The organism is Halorubrum sp. LN27 (genome assembly GCF_016635065.1).
Lineage (GTDB): Archaea > Halobacteriota > Halobacteria > Halobacteriales > Haloferacaceae > Halorubrum > Halorubrum salipaludis.
Genome location: NZ_JAEPET010000001.1, coordinates 2856413 through 2875882 on the forward strand (window position 1 = coordinate 2856413; position 19470 = coordinate 2875882).

The 19470-nt window shown below is 70.6% G+C and carries 19 protein-coding genes; 11 read left to right on the forward strand and 8 right to left on the reverse strand.

Annotated features, from left to right (window positions below; all coding sequences use genetic code 11):
• Positions 1-3: 3 nt before the first annotated feature.
• Positions 4-1392 carry an NAD(P)/FAD-dependent oxidoreductase gene (locus tag JIN95_RS14035; protein WP_095637318.1) on the reverse strand — a complete coding sequence of 463 codons (1389 nt, stop codon included), beginning with the start codon at positions 1390-1392 and terminating at the stop codon, positions 4-6.
• A 198-nt stretch (positions 1393-1590) separates the two neighbouring features.
• Between JIN95_RS14035 and JIN95_RS14040 the strand changes: the two genes are divergently transcribed.
• A complete protein-coding gene (locus tag JIN95_RS14040; RefSeq protein WP_095637317.1) occupies positions 1591-2946 on the forward strand; it encodes a sodium-dependent transporter in 1356 nt (451 codons plus the stop codon).
• Between the two features lie 33 nt (positions 2947-2979).
• Here the strand turns inward: JIN95_RS14040 and JIN95_RS14045 are convergent, their stop codons facing one another.
• The 4 genes from JIN95_RS14045 to JIN95_RS14060 form a co-directional block, all read right to left on the reverse strand.
• Entirely contained in the window at positions 2980-3636 is a 657-nt protein-coding gene (locus JIN95_RS14045) for an AIM24 family protein (RefSeq protein ID WP_095637380.1), read from the reverse strand.
• 123 nt (positions 3637-3759) lie between these two features.
• Complete coding sequence (locus JIN95_RS14050) at positions 3760-4425, reverse strand: cytochrome c biogenesis protein CcdA (protein WP_200531870.1); 666 nt, start codon at positions 4423-4425, stop codon at positions 3760-3762.
• Positions 4426-4465: 40 nt separating this feature from the next.
• Positions 4466-5011: a TlpA disulfide reductase family protein gene (locus JIN95_RS14055; protein ID WP_095637315.1), complete on the reverse strand. Its 546-nt coding sequence runs from the start codon at positions 5009-5011 to the stop codon at positions 4466-4468.
• On the reverse strand, positions 5008-5703 hold the full coding sequence (locus tag JIN95_RS14060) for an SCO family protein (protein ID WP_095637314.1): 696 nt from the start codon (positions 5701-5703) through the stop codon (positions 5008-5010). The genes JIN95_RS14055 and JIN95_RS14060 overlap by 4 nt, the downstream gene beginning before the upstream one ends.
• A 200-nt stretch (positions 5704-5903) precedes the next feature.
• On the opposite strand from JIN95_RS14060, the gene JIN95_RS14065 reads away from it, so the two are divergent.
• The 3 genes from JIN95_RS14065 to JIN95_RS14075 all read left to right on the forward strand — a co-directional run bounded on the left by JIN95_RS14065 (position 5904) and on the right by JIN95_RS14075 (position 10710).
• Complete coding sequence (locus JIN95_RS14065) at positions 5904-6110, forward strand: cold shock domain-containing protein (protein ID WP_004595330.1); 207 nt, start codon at positions 5904-5906, stop codon at positions 6108-6110.
• Between the two features lie 218 nt (positions 6111-6328).
• The gene (gene radB / locus JIN95_RS14070; RefSeq protein ID WP_095637313.1) at positions 6329-7030 is read left to right on the forward strand and encodes a DNA repair and recombination protein RadB; all 702 of its coding nucleotides are present in this window, start codon (positions 6329-6331) and stop codon (positions 7028-7030) included.
• A 77-nt stretch (positions 7031-7107) separates the two neighbouring features.
• On the forward strand, positions 7108-10710 hold the full coding sequence (locus JIN95_RS14075; RefSeq protein ID WP_321169268.1) for a S8 family serine peptidase: 3603 nt from the start codon (positions 7108-7110) through the stop codon (positions 10708-10710).
• Between the two features lie 103 nt (positions 10711-10813).
• On the opposite strand, the gene JIN95_RS14080 is transcribed toward JIN95_RS14075, so the two are convergent.
• Complete coding sequence (locus JIN95_RS14080) at positions 10814-11953, reverse strand: CBS domain-containing protein (protein ID WP_200531872.1); 1140 nt, start codon at positions 11951-11953, stop codon at positions 10814-10816.
• A gap of 126 nt (positions 11954-12079) precedes the next feature.
• Here JIN95_RS14080 and JIN95_RS14085 point away from each other — a divergent pair, with 126 nt between their 5' ends.
• Both JIN95_RS14085 and JIN95_RS14090 read left to right on the forward strand, forming a co-directional pair.
• Complete coding sequence (locus JIN95_RS14085; protein WP_198951551.1) at positions 12080-12220, forward strand: hypothetical protein; 141 nt, start codon at positions 12080-12082, stop codon at positions 12218-12220.
• A gap of 51 nt (positions 12221-12271) precedes the next feature.
• Positions 12272-12955 (forward strand): HAD family hydrolase, encoded by a 684-nt coding sequence (locus tag JIN95_RS14090; protein WP_200531873.1) that lies wholly within the window; start codon positions 12272-12274, stop codon positions 12953-12955.
• Positions 12956-12970: 15 nt separating this feature from the next.
• Here JIN95_RS14090 and JIN95_RS14095 read toward each other — a convergent pair whose 3' ends face one another.
• Entirely contained in the window at positions 12971-13783 is an 813-nt protein-coding gene (locus JIN95_RS14095) for a hypothetical protein (protein ID WP_200531874.1), read from the reverse strand.
• Between the two features lie 86 nt (positions 13784-13869).
• Between JIN95_RS14095 and JIN95_RS14100 the strand changes: the two genes are divergently transcribed.
• The gene (locus JIN95_RS14100; RefSeq protein WP_200531875.1) at positions 13870-14640 is read left to right on the forward strand and encodes a hypothetical protein; all 771 of its coding nucleotides are present in this window, start codon (positions 13870-13872) and stop codon (positions 14638-14640) included.
• Position 14641: 1 nt separating this feature from the next.
• On the opposite strand, the gene JIN95_RS14105 is transcribed toward JIN95_RS14100, so the two are convergent.
• Positions 14642-15250, reverse strand: a complete 609-nt coding sequence (locus JIN95_RS14105; protein WP_200531876.1) for a hypothetical protein — start codon at positions 15248-15250, stop codon at positions 14642-14644.
• A 212-nt stretch (positions 15251-15462) separates the two neighbouring features.
• Here JIN95_RS14105 and JIN95_RS14110 point away from each other — a divergent pair, with 212 nt between their 5' ends.
• The 4 genes from JIN95_RS14110 to JIN95_RS14125 all read left to right on the forward strand — a co-directional run bounded on the left by JIN95_RS14110 (position 15463) and on the right by JIN95_RS14125 (position 19470).
• A complete protein-coding gene (locus JIN95_RS14110) occupies positions 15463-16239 on the forward strand; it encodes an aldo/keto reductase (RefSeq protein ID WP_200531877.1) in 777 nt (258 codons plus the stop codon).
• 123 nt (positions 16240-16362) lie between these two features.
• Positions 16363-17256, forward strand: coding sequence for a bifunctional methylenetetrahydrofolate dehydrogenase/methenyltetrahydrofolate cyclohydrolase (locus tag JIN95_RS14115; RefSeq protein ID WP_200531878.1), 894 nt, complete (start codon positions 16363-16365; stop codon positions 17254-17256).
• A gap of 79 nt (positions 17257-17335) precedes the next feature.
• Entirely contained in the window at positions 17336-18427 is a 1092-nt protein-coding gene (locus JIN95_RS14120; protein ID WP_200531879.1) for a DUF1611 domain-containing protein, read from the forward strand.
• Positions 18424-19470 carry a dipeptide epimerase gene (locus JIN95_RS14125; protein WP_095637304.1) on the forward strand — a complete coding sequence of 349 codons (1047 nt, stop codon included), beginning with the start codon at positions 18424-18426 and terminating at the stop codon, positions 19468-19470. Before JIN95_RS14120 ends, JIN95_RS14125 begins: the two co-directional genes overlap by 4 nt.

The window sequence follows — 19470 nt, forward strand, 5'->3', positions numbered from 1 at the left end:
GCGTCAGTAGACGTACTCGCTCTCGTCGATGCCGACGTAGTCCTTCCTCACGCGGCGCTTGTTCCACTTGTAGCCGGCCATGAGCTTCAGCGACTCCCAGCCCGAGCGGTACGGGTGCGAGAGGAGCCCGCCGCCGGCCTCCGCCGCGAGCATCGCGTCGGCGGCGCCGATGACCCGGTTCCAGTCGTCTGGGCCGTACTCCGCGACCATGTCGGCCATCGTCACGTTCCGGACGACCTCGTCGCCGATCGCCTCCTTCCACCGCCGGTTGTAGGGAGCCATGTCGCCCGCGGCGGCCAGTTCGCCCGCGATCGCGCCGGTGCGGACCGCGACGTGGTCGCCGCCCTCGTGGAAGGCGGAGGTGGTGCCCATCGCGCCGCCGGCGACCGCGATCCCCGCCCCGGTCGGCGAGTCGATGGGGCGGGTCGAGGAGATCGGGTACGTCTCCGTCCCGTTCCGCTTGCCCGCGTCCTCGACGAGCGGGAAGTCCTCCTCGATGTCGTACTCGTCGCCGTACTGCCACTCGAGGAGGCGGCGGACGTACTCGCCGCCCTGGGGGATCGACTCGTCGTCGGCGTCGAGCAGCGCGTAGGCGTCGCGGTCGAACGCGTCGATGTCGAGCCCGATCGGCATCGTGAGCCCGACCCGACAGACCCGGTCGGCGTTCGGGAAGATCCACGGGTAGGCGGTCTCGCCGGGCATCACGCCCCACCAGAAGACGATGGCGTCGTTCACCTCCTCGTACACCTCCTCGGGGACGCGGCGGTACTCCTGGTACGCGATGTGGTTCGCCGTCCGGGAGGCGAGCCGGTCGGACGCGGCCGCGTCCGCGGGGAGGTACTTGTCGAGCACCTTGTTCGTCACCGTGCGCTGGGGGCCGTCGGCGAGCACCACGAAGTCCGCGCCGACCGTCTCCCCGGAGGCCAGTTCGACGCGGTGGCGCGGCTCGTCGCTCCCGGGCGAGACCGAGACGTCGGTGTCGACGCCGCGGACCGACACCCCGGCCCGGTACTCGGCGCCGGCGTCCTCGGCGCGGTCGCGGAGCCAGTCGTCGAACCGGGCGCGGTGGAAGGTGTACCCGAACTTGTCGTACGAGGAGTCGATCCCGGTGCTCGTGAGCGTCGCCGACTCGTCCGGGCCGCGGAACTCGGCGCGGTTCAGCTCGCGCTGGACGACTCCGTCGTCGAACTCGTCGGGGTGGATCCCCATGATGTCGACCCAGTAGTCGAGGATGCCCGCGGCGTCGGTCGAGTCGGGACCGAGCCGGTCACGGTCGGCGCGGGGGACCCCCTTTTCCAGCACGAGCGCGTCGGCGCCGCCGGTCGCGGCCGCGTGCGCTGCGGAGGAGCCGGCCGGACCGCCACCCACGATCGCGACGTCTACGCGTTCCATACCCCGTGAGGTTGCCGTCCGGCTATTAAATTCACGGTCCCCGACGGGAGTCCCGCCCGACCCGGCTCGCCGCCGACGCGCCACGTCGAATCGGCTCCGCTACCGCCCGGTGACCGATTGATCATGTTTGATTATTAGTGGTTAGGGCGGCGGAGAGACACGTTTTTACGGGGTCCGGGGTTTCAATCCTGCACACAAATGGCACGCGAGACATGGGCAACCCGGGCGGGATTCATCCTCGCCGCGGTCGGCAGCGCGGTCGGACTGGGGAACATCTGGCGGTTCCCCTTCATCACCGGACAGGAGGGGGGCGGCGCGTTCCTCCTCGTCTACCTGCTTTTCGTCGGATTGATCGGCTTCCCGGCGATCCTCGTCGAGTTCGTGATCGGGCGGTACACCAACCTCAATCCGGTCGGCGCGATACGGGAGCTCGGCGGCGGGGCGTGGAACTACCTCGGCTGGCTGTTCGTCGCGATCGGCTTCGTCATCCTCTCGTACTACAGCGTCGTCGCCGGCTGGTTCCTCCGGTACACGCTGATCGGCGTCACCGACGGATACGCGCTCGCTGGGCCAGAAGAGGCCGGGCAGCTGTTCGGCACCGTCACCACCGGGATCGACTCGCTCCTCTTCCACGCCGTGTTCATGGCGCTCGTTATCGGGATCATCGCCGCCGGCGTCCGGAAGGGCATCGAGGTCGGCGTGAAGGTGATGGTCCCGGCGATCATCGTGCTCCTCGTCGGGCTCGCGGGATACGCGTTCACGCTCGACGCCGCGGGGGCGGCGTACGCCTACTACCTCACGCCGGACTTCGGCTACCTCGCCGCGAACTGGACGAGCATCCTGCCGGCCGCCGCCGGGCAGGCCTTCTTCACGCTCTCGCTCGGGATGGGCGTGATGATCACCTACGCCTCCTACCTCGGTGAGGACCGGAACCTCGCGTCCGACGCCGGCGTGATCGTCGCGCTCGACACTCTCATCGCCGTGATCGTCGGCTTCGTCGTCTTCCCGTTCCTCTTCGCGGCCGGGATCGAGCCCGGCGGCCCCGGCGCCAGCGCGATCTTCGTGAGCCTCACCTCGGCGTTCTCCACCATCCCCGGCGGTCGGCTCATCGGGGTCGTGTTCTTCGCGATGGTCGGGATCGCGGCGCTGTCGTCCGCGATCAGCATCCTCGAAGTGCTCGTCTCCTACCTGATCGACGAGGTCGGCGTCGCTCGGGTCCCGGCCTCGGTCGCCTTGGGCGTCGCCGTCTTCGTGCTCGGCGTCCCGGTGACGATCGACCTGATCTTCCTCAGTCTGTACGACGGACTCGCGGACGGGATCCTGCTCGTGCTCGGATCGCTGCTGCTCGCGGTGTTCGTCGGCTGGGTGATCCCGGACGTCGCCCGGGAGGAGCTGGCGAAGGGGATCGGTGACCTCGGCGGCCTCGGGTCCGCCTGGATCTGGATCGTTCGGATTCCGATCGCGATCGTCGTGATCGTCTCGCTGTACCTCGGGGTCGTCGACTACGTCGACTTCCTCACCGGCGGCTTCGCGGACTGGCTGGCGGCGCGGTAATCGGACCGTCGGTCCCGGTCGCCCCGGAGCGCGTCAGGCGTGCTCCTCGCGCGGCTGGACCACGACGAACCCGTCCGGTCCCTCGAACCGCATCTGGTACCGCTCGCCGGACTCCTGACCGATCATGTCCGAGAGGCTCCGGTTGACCTCCACGTTCGGGGAGGTCCCGCCCCACGCGACGGTCGCGCCGGGATCGGTCGCCACCGGCGGCTCCAAGACGATCGGATCGCCGTGCGTGGTGAGCGCGACGTAGCCCGGGCCCTCGAGGAAGACGTTGCTGAACCCGCCGGCGAGCGCGCCGGCGAGGCTGTCGATGGTGCTGATCTCGTAGGAGAGCGACTCCTCGAACGCGAGTACGTCCTCGCCGTTGACCGTGATCGACTCGCCGGCGTCGAGCTCGACAACCTGGACCTTCTTCCCGTCGTCCGCGAAGTAGACGTGACCGGTGCCCTCGACGGCCATGATGGGCGTGCCCTCGCCCGTGGTCGCCTCCTTGAGGAACCCCTTGATCCCTCCCTCGGCGGAGGCCTTCCCGGTGAACGAGACGTCGCCCGTGTACGCGACCATCGACCCGGCCTTCGCCATCACGGCGCCGTCGACCTCGACGTCCAAGGTGTAGCTGTTCTCGCGCTGGAAGGGCTCCGCGCTGTCCGTCGGTGCGTTCTCGGCGGTGAACTGATCGAGATTCATGGTACGGGGACCGAACGTCGGGAGTTCGGCTGGGCGGTCCTTCCGCGCCAGCAAACATGAATATGGGGGTCACCGTCGGACATCGAAACGCCCGACCGGGCGGCCAAACACCGACGACCCGCGTCAGTACACGACCAGCGAGAGGTACAGCTGGCCGACGCCCGCGACGACCATCACCGCGCCCGCGACCCGCTTCAGGGCGTCGGCGTGAGCCATCACTCGGTTGGCGTTGCCGATGAGCCCCACGCCGGTCGCGACGGTGGTCGCTGCCATCAGGACCGCGACGACCCCGGCGTACACCGAGAGCACGAGGAGCGCGGCGTCGCCCGGGAGCGCGATCGCGCGAGCGATCACCGCGAGGAAGATCGGGGCGACGCAGCCGGCGCCCGCGAGCGCGTACCCCGCGCCGAACAGCCCGAACCCGAGGACGCTCGACCGGCGCTTCGGCAGCGAGACGGACACGGAGGGCGCCCGTCCGAGGACGACGAGCAGCCCGAAGGCGATGAGCAGTCCGCCGACGAGTGTCTCGAAGACGGCGATGTTCGACAGCGCCGACTGCCCCACGCGGACCGTCGCACCCGCGAGCAGCGCGAACGTCGCCAGCACGCCGAGCGCGGCGGCGATCCCCCGGACCCCGGCCCCGGTCACCGACGCCTCGTCGGCGTCGACGGAGTTCACGTAGAAGCCGACGTACCCCGGCAACAACGGGTACGCGCACGGCGAGAAGAACGTCGCGACCCCCGCGGTCACGGCGAACGGGACGTTCGTCGCGAGCGAGACGTCGGTCATCGGCCGGCCCGTCGTTCTGTCGGTCGATCGGCTCGTCGGGTCATCGGTCGAGCGCCCTCTCGATGCCGGCGACGAACTCCTCGGTCGTGTGGGTCCCGGCGGTCGACCAACGGACGCGTCCCGTCGCGTCGATGGCGCGCGCGCTCGGGTAGCCGCCCACGTTGAGCCGCGCCGCGAGCTCGGCGGTCGTGTCGGCCGCCACCAGCCAGTCGCCGTCGTTCTCGCGCCACCAGTCGGCGACCGCCTCCGCGCTGATCGACCCGCCGACGTCCTCGGGGGTCACCGAGACGAACAGCACCTCGTCGCCGAGCCGGTCGTGCGCCTCGACGAGGTCCGGCATCTGCTCGACGCAGGGGTTACACCACGTCGCGAAGAAGTCGACGAACGTCGGGCGGTCGGGCGCGGGAAGCGTCACCTCGCCGTCGCGACTCCCCGGCGCGTCGACCGTCTGAAGCGTCACCGGCTCGACCGGCTCGGGGGCGTCCTCGCCGCCCAGCGCGGCGGGGACGTTCCCGGTCGCGACCGCTCCGGCGCCGCCCAGGGCCCCGACGCTGGCGAGCCCGGCCAACAGGTGTCGTCGCCTCACGCGGTGACCACCCGCTCGAAGTCGTTCACGATCCGCTCGACCTCCGTCGCCGGGCCGCGCGGGTACGACCGCTCGACGATCCCCCGATCGTTCACCAGCAGGATCAGGCCGTAGTGCGGGAAGGTGTACTCGAGGCTCTCGACGTCGTTGTCGTACACCTTCTCGATCTTCAGCCCGAAGTCGTCCATCATCTGTTCTTTCCCCTCCTCGTAGGTCTCGGGGCGCAGGAAGTGCCAGTTCCCGGCGTCGAGGTCGACGCCGCGCTGGCCGGCGTACTCTCGGAGGATCTCGGTCGTGTCGCGCTCGGGGTCGAACGTCTGCGCGAGGAACGCCGCCTCGTCGCCGTACCCCTCCTCGGCGGCGTGCTCCTGCGCGCGCCGGAGCCGGAGGATCAGCGCGGGACAGACGCCGTCCGGGCAGCTCGTGTAGAAGGAAGTCCACAGGAACGCGCGCTCGCCCTCGAACTCCGCCGTCGAGATCTCCTCACCCGTGATCGGGTCGGGAACCGTGAAGTGCGGCATCTCGTCGCCGTAGATCGGGTGGACCGGCTCGCCACGGCTCTGCTCCGGCGGACCGAGGACGGTCCCCTCGGCGCCGGATTCGCCGAAGACGCCGGTACAGCCGGCCGTGGCGGTCGTGCCGGCGGCGACGCCGGTGGCGGCGAACGAGCGGAGGAAGCGGCGGCGATCCATGGTGTTACCCGACTTACGTGGTCGCGCGTAAATGAACCCCGCGGCTGATGGCACGCGATGAACACGGGCGAAAGCGGGCTGGTGCGTCCGTCTACCGCGCGTCCGGGCGCTCAGAAACCCGGATCTTTCGCCGATCCGACGGTCGTGGTACCGTGACCCTCGCAATCCTTATCCCCGAACGGGCTGTACGTTTGTTTGCAATGGCAAACGGTAAGGTTGACTTCTTCAACGACACTGGCGGCTACGGTTTCATCTCGACTGACGACGGCGACCTCGACGACGACGAAGACGTGTTCTTCCACATGGAAGACGTCGGCGGCCCGGACCTCGAGGAGGGTCAGGAAGTGGAATTCGACATCGAATCGTCCCCCAAGGGACCCCGCGCGACGAACCTCGTCCGCAACTAACCCCCAAGTCGCGGACTGCGCGTCCGCACGCAACAGCGGATCTCGGTCGTCGCTCGACGTGATCGACGCCATCTCCGTCTCTTTCACACTTATACTACTTCGACGAGCGACGGCGCTTCCGTCGACCGGCGCGCCTGCTCGCCCGGGAGCGACGCGTCTCGGGCCCCTGCGCTCCGCGATCGACCGTTTAAATACGAGCGCGAGCGAACAGGTCCACAGTGAGCGATTCGATCCCGACCGGCTGTCGGCCGGTCGATGACCTGTTGGGCGGCGGGTTCGAGCGCGGGGTCGTCACCCAGGTGTACGGCCCGCCCGCGGCCGGGAAGACGAACCTCGCGCTCGCCGCGGCCGTCGAGGTCGCAGCCGGCGGCGACCGCGCCCTCTACATCGACACCGAGGGACTCTCCATCGACCGGTTCGAGCAGATGGCGGCGGGGCGCGCCGACGACGCCGACGAGACGGTCGAGCAGATCGCCTCGCGGCTGGTGATCTCGGAGGCGTACGACTTCGACGACCAGCGCGAGGCCGTCCGCGACGCCGAGGAGCTCGCGGAGGAAGTCGAGCTGATCGTGTTGGACTCCGCCACGGGTTTCTACCGGCTGGAGCGCGCCGGCGACACCGAGGGCGGCCAGTCGCTCCGCAAGGTCGCCAAGCAGGTGACGCACCTCCTGTCGCTGGCCCGCAGACACGACATCGCCGTCGTCATCACGAACCAGGTGTTCACCGACCCCGACAGCGACCGCGACCGCGCGCTGGGCGGCAACACCCTCAACCACTGGACCGGCGCCATCCTCCGCGTCGACCGGTTCCGCGGCGGAAATCGCCGGGCGACGCTGGAGAAGCATCGCTCGAAGCCCGCGGGCGACACCGCGACCTTCCGGATCGTCGCCGACGGGCTCGCCGAGGGCACCGACGCGTAAGCGTCGCGCGGGGCGAGGGAGTTATCACTCTCGCGCCGACGTAACCGGTAATGAACGACCGGTCGCCAACTGCGCGTGTGACTGCGGCCGCGGTACTTCTCTCCGCCTGCCTGATCGCGGCCGCCGTCGCGCCGGGCGCGGTCGCGGGCGGGTTCGCCGCGGACGCTCCCGGGACGGACGGTTCCGCCGCGGTCGACTCGCAGTCGAGCGATTCCGCCGCGCTCGGCACCGGTTCGTCCGGAGGCGACGACGCGGTCGCTCCCGGCCTGCGCTCGGCGAACGGCACCGTCGAGGTCGTGGTGCGATTCGCGAGCGGCGCGCGCCTCGGAGCCGACGGCGGCGGAGGCGGTGACGCGGGCGGATCCGGCGACTCGGCGACGCTCTCCGCGAGCGATCTCAAGACGAACGCCGCGAGCGCGCAGTCCGACTTCGAGTCGTTCGCCGAGCGAAAGCCCGGCGTCACGGTCGAGCGGAGCTTCTGGCTCGCGAACGCGATGCTCGTCACGGTCGACACCGAGAGCGTCGCGGTGGAGCGCCTCCTCGACGTGCGGGGCGTCGAGCGCGTCCACGAGAACTTCGCGGTCGAACTCGACTCGGCGGCCGGCGGAGCCGACACCGCGACTCCGGGCGCGCTCGACGGTGCGACGCCGACCCCCACGCCGAAGAGCGTCTCCACGACCTCGACCGACACGACGTACGGCGTCGACATGGTGCGCGCGCCCGAGGTCTGGCAGGAGTTCGAGACCCGCGGCGAGGGCGCGACGGTCGCAGTGTTGGACACGGGCGTCGACCCGGACCATCCGGATCTGACTGTGAGCGGGTGGGCGGAGTACGACGCGTACGGAAATCTGGTGAGCGACGACGTGTCAGATGCGTCCGACGGGAACGGGCACGGAACTCACGTCGCCGGCACCGTGACAGGTGGAAACGCGAGCGGGACCGCGATCGGCGTCGCACCGAACGCGTCGCTCCACGGGATCAAGGTGTTCGACGACGACGGATCCAACGCGACGTTCGCCCGCGTCACCGCGGGAATGGAACACGCGACGCAAGACTCCGACGTCGACGTGCTTCAGATGAGCCTCGGTGCGGACGGATATTCTCCGGATTACATCGAGCCAGTTCGGAACGCTCGGAGTGCCGGGAAGATCGTCGTCGTCTCCTCCGGGAACAGCGGTCACGGAACGTCGAGTTCCCCGGGGAACGTCTACGATTCGCTCGCGGTCGGCGCGGTCAACGACACAAAAGGAGTGGCCGACTTCTCCAGCGGAGAGACGATCGACACGTCAAACGCATGGGGAAGCGAAGCCCCCGCGGACTGGCCCGAGGAGTACGTGGTTCCGGACGTGTCGGCGCCGGGTGTGAACGTGTACTCGTCAGTCCCCGGCGGATATGGAGAGGCGGACGGTACCTCCATGGCCGCCCCGCACGTCTCCGGCGTCGCCGCGCTGGTGCTCTCGGCGAGTTCGAGCGATGTCTCCGACGACGAGCTCTACGACACTCTCCGCGACACCGCGAATCACCCCGACGACGCCGCCGAGCCGGACGACCGCTACGGTACCGGAATTGTTGACGGCTACGAAGCAGTCGTTTCGGTCACGAGCGCCGAGTTCACCGTGACCGAGTTCGACGGTCCGGGAGAAACGGATCCCGGCGCGACGGTTGAGGTCTCTGCAACGGTCACCAACACTGGTGACGGGCCGGGAACCGGTACTGTCGAGTACCGATTTAACGGAACCGTCGGTAACGACACGACCGTCTCTCTCGATCCTGACGAAGCGACGACCGTCTCGTTCACCTACGTCGTACCCGACGAGACCGATCCGGACGAATACACACACGGGATCTACACCGAGGATTCGGCCCAGACGTCGAAAATAACGGTTCGTGAGCCGCCGTCGTACGAAGTTACGGTGTTTTCCACCCCGGAAATCGCCGAACGCGGGGGGTCGCTTAACGCAACTGCAAATGTGACGAACAGCGGTGAGGTGGCGGGCGATAACCGAACTGTCGAACTCCGCCTCACCGACCCCGGAAACGAGAGCAACGTCAGCGTCCTCACCGCGGAGACCGCCTCGATCGGTCCCGGAAACGCGACGACTATCCCCCTAAACGGAACCGTACCGAGCGAGTTCGGAACCGGAGAGACGACCCTCGCGGTCGCCACTCCCGACGACGACGAGACCGCGTCGATCCGGATCGCCGACGCTGTCGGCACGGTAAACGGCACCGTCACCGACGCGGAGACGGACGCCGCACTGTCCGATATCGGAATTCTCGTCGAGGACGGCGGAGAGGTCGTCGGCGAGACGACGACCGGGACGGACGGTGCCTACGCGGTCGACGTGCCGGCGGCGAACCTGACGGTCACAGCGAGCAACGCGACGTACGCCCCCGCTACCGCGACCGCGAACCTGACCGGCTCCGGCGACACGGCGACCGCTGACTTCTCGTTGTCGCTCCGGAACGGAACGATCGAGGGCGTCGTGGGCGCGACCGACGGGCTCGACGACCCCGGCGACGCGACCGTGACGGTGACGAACGCGACCGATGACACGGTCGCGACGATCGACGCGGGCACGGACGGCGCCTACGAGACGGAGCTCCGCCCCGGGACCTACGAGATCACGGCGGACGCACCGGACTTCGATCCGGCGACGGAGAGCGGCGTCGAGGTCGACCCGAACGCGACGACGACGCGGAACGTCGAACTCGCCCCCCAGCCCGCGACGCTGTCGGGGACCGTCACCGCGGACGCGACCGGCGACCCCGTCGGCGGAGCGACGGTGACGGCCGGGTCGGACTCGAACACGACCGACGCCGCCGGTAACTACTCGCTTCAGGTCCCGCGGGGCGAGTACGACGTGATGGCCTCCGCGGACGGGTACGCGAACGCGACCCGAACGCTCACGCTGCCGGCCAACGGGAGCGTCGACGCGGACTTCGTGCTCCTCCCCGAGTTCACCGTCACCGACCTCTCCGGCCCGGCCGAGATCGAACGGGGGACGAGCGGCGACTTCTCCGCGACGGTCCGGAACGACGGCAGTGGTGCCGGCGACGTGACGGTGACGTTCACCGACACGGCGACCGGGGTCCAACGGTCGGCGACGCGCACCGATGTCGAGCCGGGGGAGAACCGGTCGGCGACCTTCACCGTCTCCGTCGACGACGACGCCGCGACCGGGGAGTACGACGCGACCGCGTCGACGCCGGACAGTTCGCGGACCGTCTCGTTCGAGGTGGTCGAGGGAGAGAGCACCGATGACGGCGGGGGCGGAGGAGGTGGAGGGAGTGGTGGTACCGGCGGTGGAGGCGGCGGAGGTGGCGGAGGCGGTGGAACCGGCGGCGCCCCGACAGGAGGCGACGACGAGCAGACCGAAGACGAACCTGCAAACGAGACCGACGACGGCGAGGAGCCGGTCGAAGAGCCCGAGAACGGCACCGACGACGAGCCGACCGACGACGAACCCGTCGACGACCCGTCAGAGGGGGACGACGAAGCCGACGAGAGCGGCGACGACACGGACGACGCTGACGCTGGCGACGGTGATGGCAGCGAGGGCGCTACGGGAGAAGACGGCGCCGAAGACGAGGCGCCCGGATTCGGCGCCCTCGTCGGGGTCCTTGCGCTCGTCGCGCTCGCGATGCTCGGGCGTCGGCTCGACGAGACCGATCGGTAGCGATTCGGAGAAGGAACTCGCGGTCCGCGGACGGAGGGCGAAAAAGCGGGAATCGCGGGCGGAGTCGGTCGGAACGTCGCCGCGGGTGACCGCGTGCGTCGCGCTACAGCTGGCCGAGCTTGCGGAGGAGCTGGCCGCGGTACTCCTCGTCGGCGTTGACGCCCTTGATCTCCAAGACGTTGCGCTCCAGCTTGTCGAGCGCGACGTGGAAGGCGTGTTCGGCGCCGTACCCCTCGCCGGAGCCGCCGACCTGCCCCTCGTTGGTGCGGAGGCGGATCTGACACTGGATCAGGGGGGTGCCGCGGAGCTTCTCCTTGTGGGCGTGGAGCCGGACGTGCGCGTGGATGACGTGCATGTCCGCGTACTTGTTCGCGACCTCCTCGATGGACTCGACGATGTGCTCGCGGGAGGTCGTGTCAAGCAGCTCGACGTTGGTGATCTGCACGTCCATCGAGTCCTGCTCGGTGAACGTGAGCGCGCGCAACACGTCGGTCTTCGTCACCATGCCGGCGACGGTGTCGGCGCCCGTCGGCGTGACGACCAACCCGGAGACGTTGTTGTCGAACATGCGCTGCACGACCGTCTCCGCGGTCTCGTCGGCGGTCGCGGTGACGACGGGGCTCGACATGATGTCGTAGACGGGGATGTCGAGCATCCGGTCGATGTCGCCCGCGCGGTCGCCGCTGCCCTGCCGCTCCTGGTCGCGGACGACGAACTCGACGATGTCGTTGGTGGTGACGACGCCGACGAGCTGACCGTCCTCGTCGAGAGCGGGGAGCCGTGAGATCCCGTTCTCGCGGAGGCGGTTGATCGCGCTCCCGACGGTGTCCTTCTCGTTGATGCCGATCACGTCCTCGGTCGCGATCTGGCCGACGGTGATCGCGTCGAGGCTGTCGAGGACGGCCTCGAGGATCTGGTCGACGGTGACGATCCCGTAGAGCTTCTCGCCCTCGTACACCGGCGCGATCTTCACGTCGCCCTCGACGAGGAGCCGGGCGGTCTCGCGGAGGTCTTCGTGGCGGTCGACCGACGGGGCCGACTTCATCACGGCCGACACCTTGGTGTCGTCCTCCATTCGGGAGCGCATGAGCTGTTTCTCGCCCACGACGCCCGCGTACTCGCCGTCCTCGGTGACGACGATCCCCTTCGGATTCTCGCGCTCGAAGATGGACCGGACCTTGGCGAGTCGTTCGCTGACGTCGACCTCGACGTACTCCGGCACCGCGATATCAACAATATTCATGGTCCAATCTGAGGGTTGGACGCGCCGGGTATTGAAAGTGCGGGAGGCGTGCCCGTCGCTGGGATCGCTCGGCGCCCGACCGACGCGCGTCTGAACTCCTTTCCGTTCGGGCGACGAAACGGGGGTATGCGACCGTCAACGGCGCTGATCGCCGTCGGACTCCTGCTCATCGTGGTCCCGCTCCCGGTTCCGATCCCCTTCGTCGGCCTGCTCGCGGGAACCGTCCTCCTCCTCGCCGGGCTCGCGCTCAGACTGTTCGGCCTGTGAGGCGCGCCGGCCGGTGAAAGCTTTTTGCCGGTTACCGACCGAGAGGATGTCGTGTACGACGCCGTCGTCCTGGACAAAGACGGGGTCCTCGTCGGTCGGACCCCGTTCGACACCCTCAGGGAGGCCGCTTGGGACGCCTTCGTGAGCCTCGGCGTCGAGGACCCCGATCTCGCCCACGTCGACGACATCGCGGTCGGCGTCGACCCAGCCACCCTGACGGACATCTGCGATCGCTACGGGCTCGACCCGGCCGAGTTCTGGCGGGTCCGCGACGAGACCGCGGCGACAGCGCAGATCGACGCGGCGCGGAGCGGGCGGAAGACCCCTTACGACGACGTGGACGCGCTCCGCCACCTCGACGCCTCGCTCGGGGTCGTCTCCTCGAACCAGCAGGCGACCGTCGACGCGGTGCTCGACCACTTCGGACTCTCCGGGCGCTTCGAGGTCGCGTACGGCCGCGAGCCCTCTATCGCCAGCCTCTCGCGCAAGAAGCCGTCTCCGTACTACATCGAGCGCGCACTCGAGGATCTCGGCGCCGAGACCGCCATCTTCGTCGGCGACAACGAGTCCGACGTGCGCGCCGCCGACAACGCCGGGATCGACTCCGCGTTCGTCCGGCGGCCGCACCGGCGATCGACCGAACTCTCCTGTCAGCCCACCTACGAGATCGACGACCTCCACGACCTTGTGAGCATCTGCGGGCGGACGCCGGTCGAGAAGCGCGATCCGGTCTGACGGCCCGGCCGATGGTCACCCCGTCCCCGTCGGCTCCGCCGACCCACGGTCCAGCCGCCGCCGAAGCCACCGCTCAGCGAGCCCGACCGCCGCGAACGCGACCGCCGCCGGCCCCAGAAATAACAGGAGGATTGGACCCCCTTCTCCCCCCGCGATCACGCCGCGCGCGATCGGCGGAACGAACGGCGCGAAACAGGCCGCCGGGGCGACGAGCCCCAGGGCCGCCGCGGCGACCGGTACCGCGGCCGCGAGCGTGGTCGTCGCGACCATCACCGGGACCGCGGTCCGCGGAGAGACGCCGAACGCGGCGACCCGCGCGGCCGCGGCGACGCCGAAGACCCCGCCGAGAGCGACGCCGACGAGGGCGGCGTCGCGGACTCGCGACGGCGCAGGCGGGAGGTTCCGCAGCCGGTCGTCGCCGATCCCGCGTCGGCGGCGCAGCCCGAACTCGACGCCGGCGGCGACGGCGAGCAGGCCGACGACGACGGTCCACCCGCCGGCGTACGCGGACAGGAACACGGTCCGGTCGACCACGAGGAAGCCGCCGACCTCGGACCACTCGGGCGGCGGGGCCAGCGCGTCGCGGAGCGCCGCCCACCCGAGCGCCGCGACCAGCCCGACCGCGGGCGAGAGCAGCCGGGTGTGCGCGACGGCGAGCGCGACGAGGGAGCCGGCGGCGAAGAGGCCCGCGGCGCGGCCCGGATCCGCCAGGGGCCAGCGCTCCGGCGGCGCGTGGTTCAGGGCGCGGAACAGCAGTTCGACGAGCGCGAGGTGGACCGCTCCGCCGCCGAGCCCGGCGAGGAGGGTCCCGGTGGAGGGCCGGGGCATGGCCGGTGGGTCTCGCGGCCGCGTTGTAGGCGTTTCGCCGGGAGAGGGACCGTAATGCTGATTTTTCGTCTCGACGAGGTCCGCCCGTGTCAGACTCCTCCACCTCCTCCACCCCCTCCGGTCCCGCAGCATCCGGATCCAAATCGCCCGTCGGTCCCGGCGGGTCCGACGCGGCCGCCGCGGTCGCCGACCGCTACCACCGCGTCGAGCGCGCCGCCAGTTGGGCGCTCGCGCTGCTCGTCGCCGGCGCCTTCCTCGCCGCCGTCGCCGCCGTCTCGTTCTGGCCGGGGGTGGCCGTCGCCGCCGTCCTCGCGATCGCGCTCCGGGTTCCGGTGTACCGCCGGCGTGGCTCGGTCCGGCTCCGGACGGAGGCGCCTCCGGACGCGGTGGTCCGAGAGTTTGCGTCGGCGCGGCCGCCGATCCTCGCGCTCCAGTGGGGCGTCGCGGACGAGGTGCGTGACGGCGGCGAGGACGCGACCGCCGCGGACCGCCCGACCGGAACCCGAGCGGCCTACGAGTTCTCGTTCCTGTTCGGACTCCGAAGCGCCGCCATCGACCTCGAAACCGACGTGCGGGCGGACGCGACGTCGGCCGGAGGCGAGCGCGACGGGCCCGACGACGCCGTCGCGACCGTCGCGATCGACGGGGCGGTCGGCGACAGCCCCTGGGGCTCGTACGCGGTAACGGTCAGGGAGTCCAGAGACGGCGGGGCGATCGTCGACGTCGAACTACGACCGACCCGCCGGTTCGCCCTCCGCCGACTCCCGCAGGCATGGGTCGCCGAGCGGTATTACGCCGAGGCGCTCGCGGCGCAGGGGTACGAGGTCCTCGAGCGGAGCGTGTCGCTGACCCGGTGACTCACTCCAGCAGCTCCGTCTTCGGCGCGTCGATTGCCGTCCGGGTGACGGCCTCGTCCTCGTCGGCGCCGCGGAGGTCGACGCCGCGGAGCCGGAACGCGAGCGCCGCGTCGCTGCGCTCCCCGTCGTCGAGCGGGCGGATCCGGGTCTCCGTGGGATCGCCGTCGCCGTCGGAGTCGCCGCTTCCCCACCAATCGCTGAACCGATCGTCGAACCAGCCGTCGTCGGCCTCCTCGTGGACCACGACGACCTCGTCGCCGTCGAACTCGACGCGCTCGACCGCGCGCAGCGGGATCGTCGTGCGGCGGCCCTGAAGGGCCGTCGCGGCGAGGGTCGCGGTGACGGTGAGGACCCCGAGCGCCGTCAGCCAGAGGGCCTCGCTCCCGTCGCCGAGGGAGAGGAGCCGGGGGAGCGCGCCGAGGACCGTGAACGCCGCCCCGACGCCGGACCAGCCGACCGCGTCGACGACGGGGGCGACCCGCCCCCGCGAGAGGGACCGACCGGCCCGAACGGCGGTGGTCCGGATCCGTCTCCGGATCCGTATCTCGTCCGGGGCGACCGCGACGGTTCCGGTGACCGTCGCGAACGACCACGCGCCGGACCGTCTCATTCGGTCCGGCGGACGGGGGAGGAGCGGTCGCGAGGCGGGGATCGGGGCGGGTATCGGGACGGGGACGGCTCGGTCGGCGGGCCGCCGACCGCGCGGCGTGGAGGGCACGAGCGCATTGACGGGTGGAGATCCCGCGGCCGGCGACGTAAATCTCCCGGCGACACCGCCGCCGACGCGCGGGACTTTTGTCCGCGTCGCGTCGACCTCGTCGCATGGACCTCCCGCCCGTCGGCCTCGGAACCATGGGGATCGACGATCCGGACCCGATCGAGACCGCGCTCGACGCCGGCTACCGCCACCTCGACACCGCCCGGATCTACGGCAACGAGGCGGTCGTCGGCGACGGGCTCGCGGCCGCGCTCGGCGCGGACGGGGTCGCCCGCGAGGACGTGACGGTCGCGACGAAGCTGTGGATCGACGACCTCGCGGGCGACGACGTGGGCCCGACCGCCCGCGAGAGCGCGGCCCTGCTCGGGGTCGACGCGCTCGACCTGCTGTACGTCCACCGGCCGCGCGGGGCGTACGACCCCGAGACCACCCTCCCGGCGCTCGACCGACTGGTCGACGAGGGGCTCGTCCGCAACGTCGGGGTCTCGAACTTCGAGATCGACGGGCTCGACCGCGCGCTCGACGTCCTCGACGCGCCGCTCGCGGCCCACCAGACGGAGCTCCATCCCCTGTTCTACCGCCCCGAACTGCTGGAGCACGCCCGCGAGCACGGGTACGCCGTGGTCGCGTACTCGCCGCTGGCCGGGGGGCGCGTGGGCGAGGTGGCCCCCGTCGTCGCGGCCGCCGAGGCCCACGAGACGACGCCCGAGGCGGTCGCGATCGCGTGGGCGACCGGGAAGGAGCCGGTCGTGGCGATCCCGAAGGCGTCGAGCGAGGCGCACCTCCGCGCGAACCTGGCGGCCGGCGACCTCGAGTTGACCGACGCCGAGGTCGCCGCCATCGACGCGGTCGAGCGCGAGGAGGAGCTGTTTCCGGAGTAGGCGTTCCCGGATCCGTCGGATCCGGCGTAATCGATCCATAAATGAGGATCGAAGTGAGGATTAAGCGCGCTCGATGACCACGATCCCGTGTCACTTTTACGTCGACGACGACGACGGTCGGGCATGACCGAGATCATCGACGGGGAGGCGGTCGCCGCCGACGTGCGCGACGAGGTGGCCGCGCACGTCGAGACGCTGTCGGACGCGGGCGTGACGCCGGGGCTCGCCACCGTGCTGATGAGCGACGACCCCGCGAGCGAGACGTACGTCTCGATGAAACAGCGGGACTGCGAGGAGGTCGGGATCGAGAGCGTGCACGTCGAGATCGACGCCGACGCCCCCGCCGAGGAGCTGTACGAGACCATCGACGACCTCAACGCCCGCGAGGACGTGCACGGCATCCTGGTCCAGCTCCCCGTCCCCGACCACGTCGACAAGCGGACGGTCCTCCGCCGGATCGCCCCCGAGAAGGACGTTGACGGCTTCCACCCGGAGAACGTCGGGCGGCTCGTCGCGGGCGACGCTCGGTTTAAACCCTGCACGCCCCACGGCGTCCAGAAGCTCCTCGACGCCTACGACGTGGAGACCGAGGGCGCCGACGCGGTCGTCCTCGGGCGGTCGGACATCGTCGGGAAGCCGATGGCGAACCTCCTGCTCCAGAAGGGGCCGGTCGGCAACGCGACCACGACGGTCTGTCACTCGCGGACCGAGGACTTAGAGGGGAAGCTGGCGACCGCGGACATCGTGATCGCCGCCGTCGGCGTCCCGGAGTTCGTCGACGGCTCGGCGCTCAAGGAGGGCGCGACCGTGATCGACGTGGGGATCAACCGCGTCGACGCGGACACCGAGAGGGGGTACGAGCTCGTCGGCGACGTGGCGTACGAGTCGGCGAAGGAGCGCGCGGGCGCGATCACGCCCGTCCCCGGCGGCGTCGGCCCGATGACGCGCGCGATGCTCCTTTATAATACGGTGAAGGCGGCCGGCCTGCAGTCGGACGTGTCGATCGATCTCGACTGAGCCCGGCGTATCACCTCCCCGTTCGGCGATCCGCCTCCGGCTCGACCCTTTTAAGCCCCCCCGGAGCCAGCGACCAACCATGAGCGACGACCGGATCGCCATCCTCGCCCACGAGAAGTTCCCCGACCGCGCGAAGACCGCACTCGGCGTGATGCGCTACGGCGACCAGGACGTGCGCGCCGTGCTCGACCGCGACCGCGCCGGCGACCGGGTTCACGACCACGTCCCGGACATCTCGGACGCGCCGATCGTCGCGTCGTTCGACGACGCGTACGCGGCCGCCGACGGCGACCTCGACGCCTTATATATCGGGATCGCCCCCATCGGCGGCGGCTTCGACGAGTCGTGGCGCACCGACGTGGAGGCCGCGATCGAGGCCGGCTGCGACGTGGTGAGCGGGCTCCACTACTTCCTCAACGAGGACGACGAGCTTGCGGCGCTGGCCGCCGAGCACGGCGTCGACCTGATCGACGTGCGCGAGCCCGACGACGATCTCTCGGTCGCCACCGGCGCCTCCGGCGATATCGACGCCGACGTGGTGTGTACGGTCGGCACCGACTGCTCGGTCGGGAAGATGACGGCCTCGCTGGAGATCGTCGCGGCCGCACGCGAGCGCGGGATCGACGCCGCGTTCGTCCCGACCGGCCAGACGGGGATCATGATCGCCGGGTGGGGGAACCCCATCGACCGCGTCGTCTCGGACTTCACCGCCGGCGCGGTCGAGGAGATGCTCGTCGAGGTCGGCGACGACCACGACCTCCTCGTCGTCGAGGGACAGGGGAGCATCGTCCACCCCGCCTACTCGGCGGTCACCTGCGGCATCCTCCACGGCTCGATGGCCGACGGGCTCGTGCTCTGTCACGCCGCGGGCCGCGAGGCGATCCACGGCTACGAGTCCTTCTCGCTCCCGCCGCTCGCCGAGTACGTCGACCTCTACGAGGGGCTCGCGGCCCCCGTCAGCGAGGGGCGCGTCGTCGCCGGCGCGCTCAACACGAAAGACGTCGACGACGACGCGGCCGCCGCCGACGCGGTCGACGACTTCGGCGACGAGATCGGCGCCCCGTCGGCCGATCCGGTCCGCGACGGCGCCGACCGGATCGTGGACGGGATCGTCGAGGCGGGGCTGGGCGAGGGCGACGCGGCCGCCGACGGAGGCGTCGCCGAGCGATGACCCTCGAAACCGAGTTCGAGCGGGTCTCGATGCCCTTGGAGAACCCGTTCACGATCGCGCGCGGGACGCAGACCGAGGCCGAGAACGTGATCGTGAGGGTCACCGACGAGGGGGGGATGACCGGCGTCGGCGGCGCGGCCCCCTCGTCGCACTACGGCGAGACCGCGGACACCGTCGCGGCCGTGCTCCCGGACCTGCTCGACGCGGTCGAGCGCGTCGGCGACCCCCACGCGCTCCACGAGATCGAGGCCGAGCTGGCGACCGTCGTCAACGACAACCCCGCCGCCCGCGCCGCCGTCTCGATCGCGGTCCACGACCTCGCCGCGAAGCGGCTCGGCGTCCCCCTCCACCGGCTCTGGGGGCTCGACCCGACGGCGGCGCCCGCGACCTCCTACACGATCGGGCTCGACGAGACGGAGCGCGTGCGCGAGAAGACGGAGGCGGCCGTGGAGGCCGGCTACCCCGTGCTCAAGATCAAGCTCGGCACCGACCGGGACCGCGAGCTGATCGACGCGGTCCGCGAGGCCGCGCCCGACGCCCGGCTCCGGGTCGACGCCAACGAGGCGTGGACGCCGAAGGAGGCGGTCCGGAAGTGCGAGTGGCTCGCCGACCGCGACGTGGAGTTCGTCGAGCAGCCGGTGCCCGCCGAGAACCCCGAGGGGCTCCGGTTCGTCCACGAGCGCTCCCCGCTCCCCATCGCCGCCGACGAGTCGTGCGTGACGCTCGCCGACGTCCCCGCGGTGGCCGACCGCTGCGACATCGCGAACCTGAAGCTGATGAAGACCGGCGGCCTGCTGGAGGCGCGGCGGCTGATCGCCGCCGCGCGCGCTCACGGGCTGGAGGTGATGTGCGGCTGCATGATCGAGTCGAACGCCTCGATCGCGGCGGCCGCGCAGCTCGCGCCCCTGCTCGACTACGCCGACCTCGACGGCTCGCTGCTGCTCGCCGAGGACCCGTACGACGGCGTCGACCTCGCCGGCGGCGAGATCCGGCTCGGCGACCGCGACCGCGCGGGGACCGGGGCGCGGCCGCGGTCGGAGTGA

Coding starts and splice junctions, on each gene's coding strand:
- JIN95_RS14035 (WP_095637318.1), bottom strand. CDS start 1,392: ATGGAACGCGTAGACGTCGCGATCGTGGGTGGCGGTCCGGCCGGCTCC.
- JIN95_RS14040 (WP_095637317.1), top strand. CDS start 1,591: ATGGCACGCGAGACATGGGCAACCCGGGCGGGATTCATCCTCGCCGCG.
- JIN95_RS14045 (WP_095637380.1), bottom strand. CDS start 3,636: ATGAATCTCGATCAGTTCACCGCCGAGAACGCACCGACGGACAGCGCG.
- JIN95_RS14050 (WP_200531870.1), bottom strand. CDS start 4,425: ATGACCGACGTCTCGCTCGCGACGAACGTCCCGTTCGCCGTGACCGCG.
- JIN95_RS14060 (WP_095637314.1), bottom strand. CDS start 5,703: ATGGATCGCCGCCGCTTCCTCCGCTCGTTCGCCGCCACCGGCGTCGCC.
- JIN95_RS14065 (WP_004595330.1), top strand. CDS start 5,904: ATGGCAAACGGTAAGGTTGACTTCTTCAACGACACTGGCGGCTACGGT.
- JIN95_RS14080 (WP_200531872.1), bottom strand. CDS start 11,953: ATGAATATTGTTGATATCGCGGTGCCGGAGTACGTCGAGGTCGACGTC.
- JIN95_RS14085 (WP_198951551.1), top strand. CDS start 12,080: ATGCGACCGTCAACGGCGCTGATCGCCGTCGGACTCCTGCTCATCGTG.
- JIN95_RS14095 (WP_200531874.1), bottom strand. CDS start 13,783: ATGCCCCGGCCCTCCACCGGGACCCTCCTCGCCGGGCTCGGCGGCGGA.
- JIN95_RS14105 (WP_200531876.1), bottom strand. CDS start 15,250: ATGAGACGGTCCGGCGCGTGGTCGTTCGCGACGGTCACCGGAACCGTC.
- JIN95_RS14110 (WP_200531877.1), top strand. CDS start 15,463: ATGGACCTCCCGCCCGTCGGCCTCGGAACCATGGGGATCGACGATCCG.
- JIN95_RS14115 (WP_200531878.1), top strand. CDS start 16,363: ATGACCGAGATCATCGACGGGGAGGCGGTCGCCGCCGACGTGCGCGAC.
- JIN95_RS14120 (WP_200531879.1), top strand. CDS start 17,336: ATGAGCGACGACCGGATCGCCATCCTCGCCCACGAGAAGTTCCCCGAC.
- JIN95_RS14125 (WP_095637304.1), top strand. CDS start 18,424: ATGACCCTCGAAACCGAGTTCGAGCGGGTCTCGATGCCCTTGGAGAAC.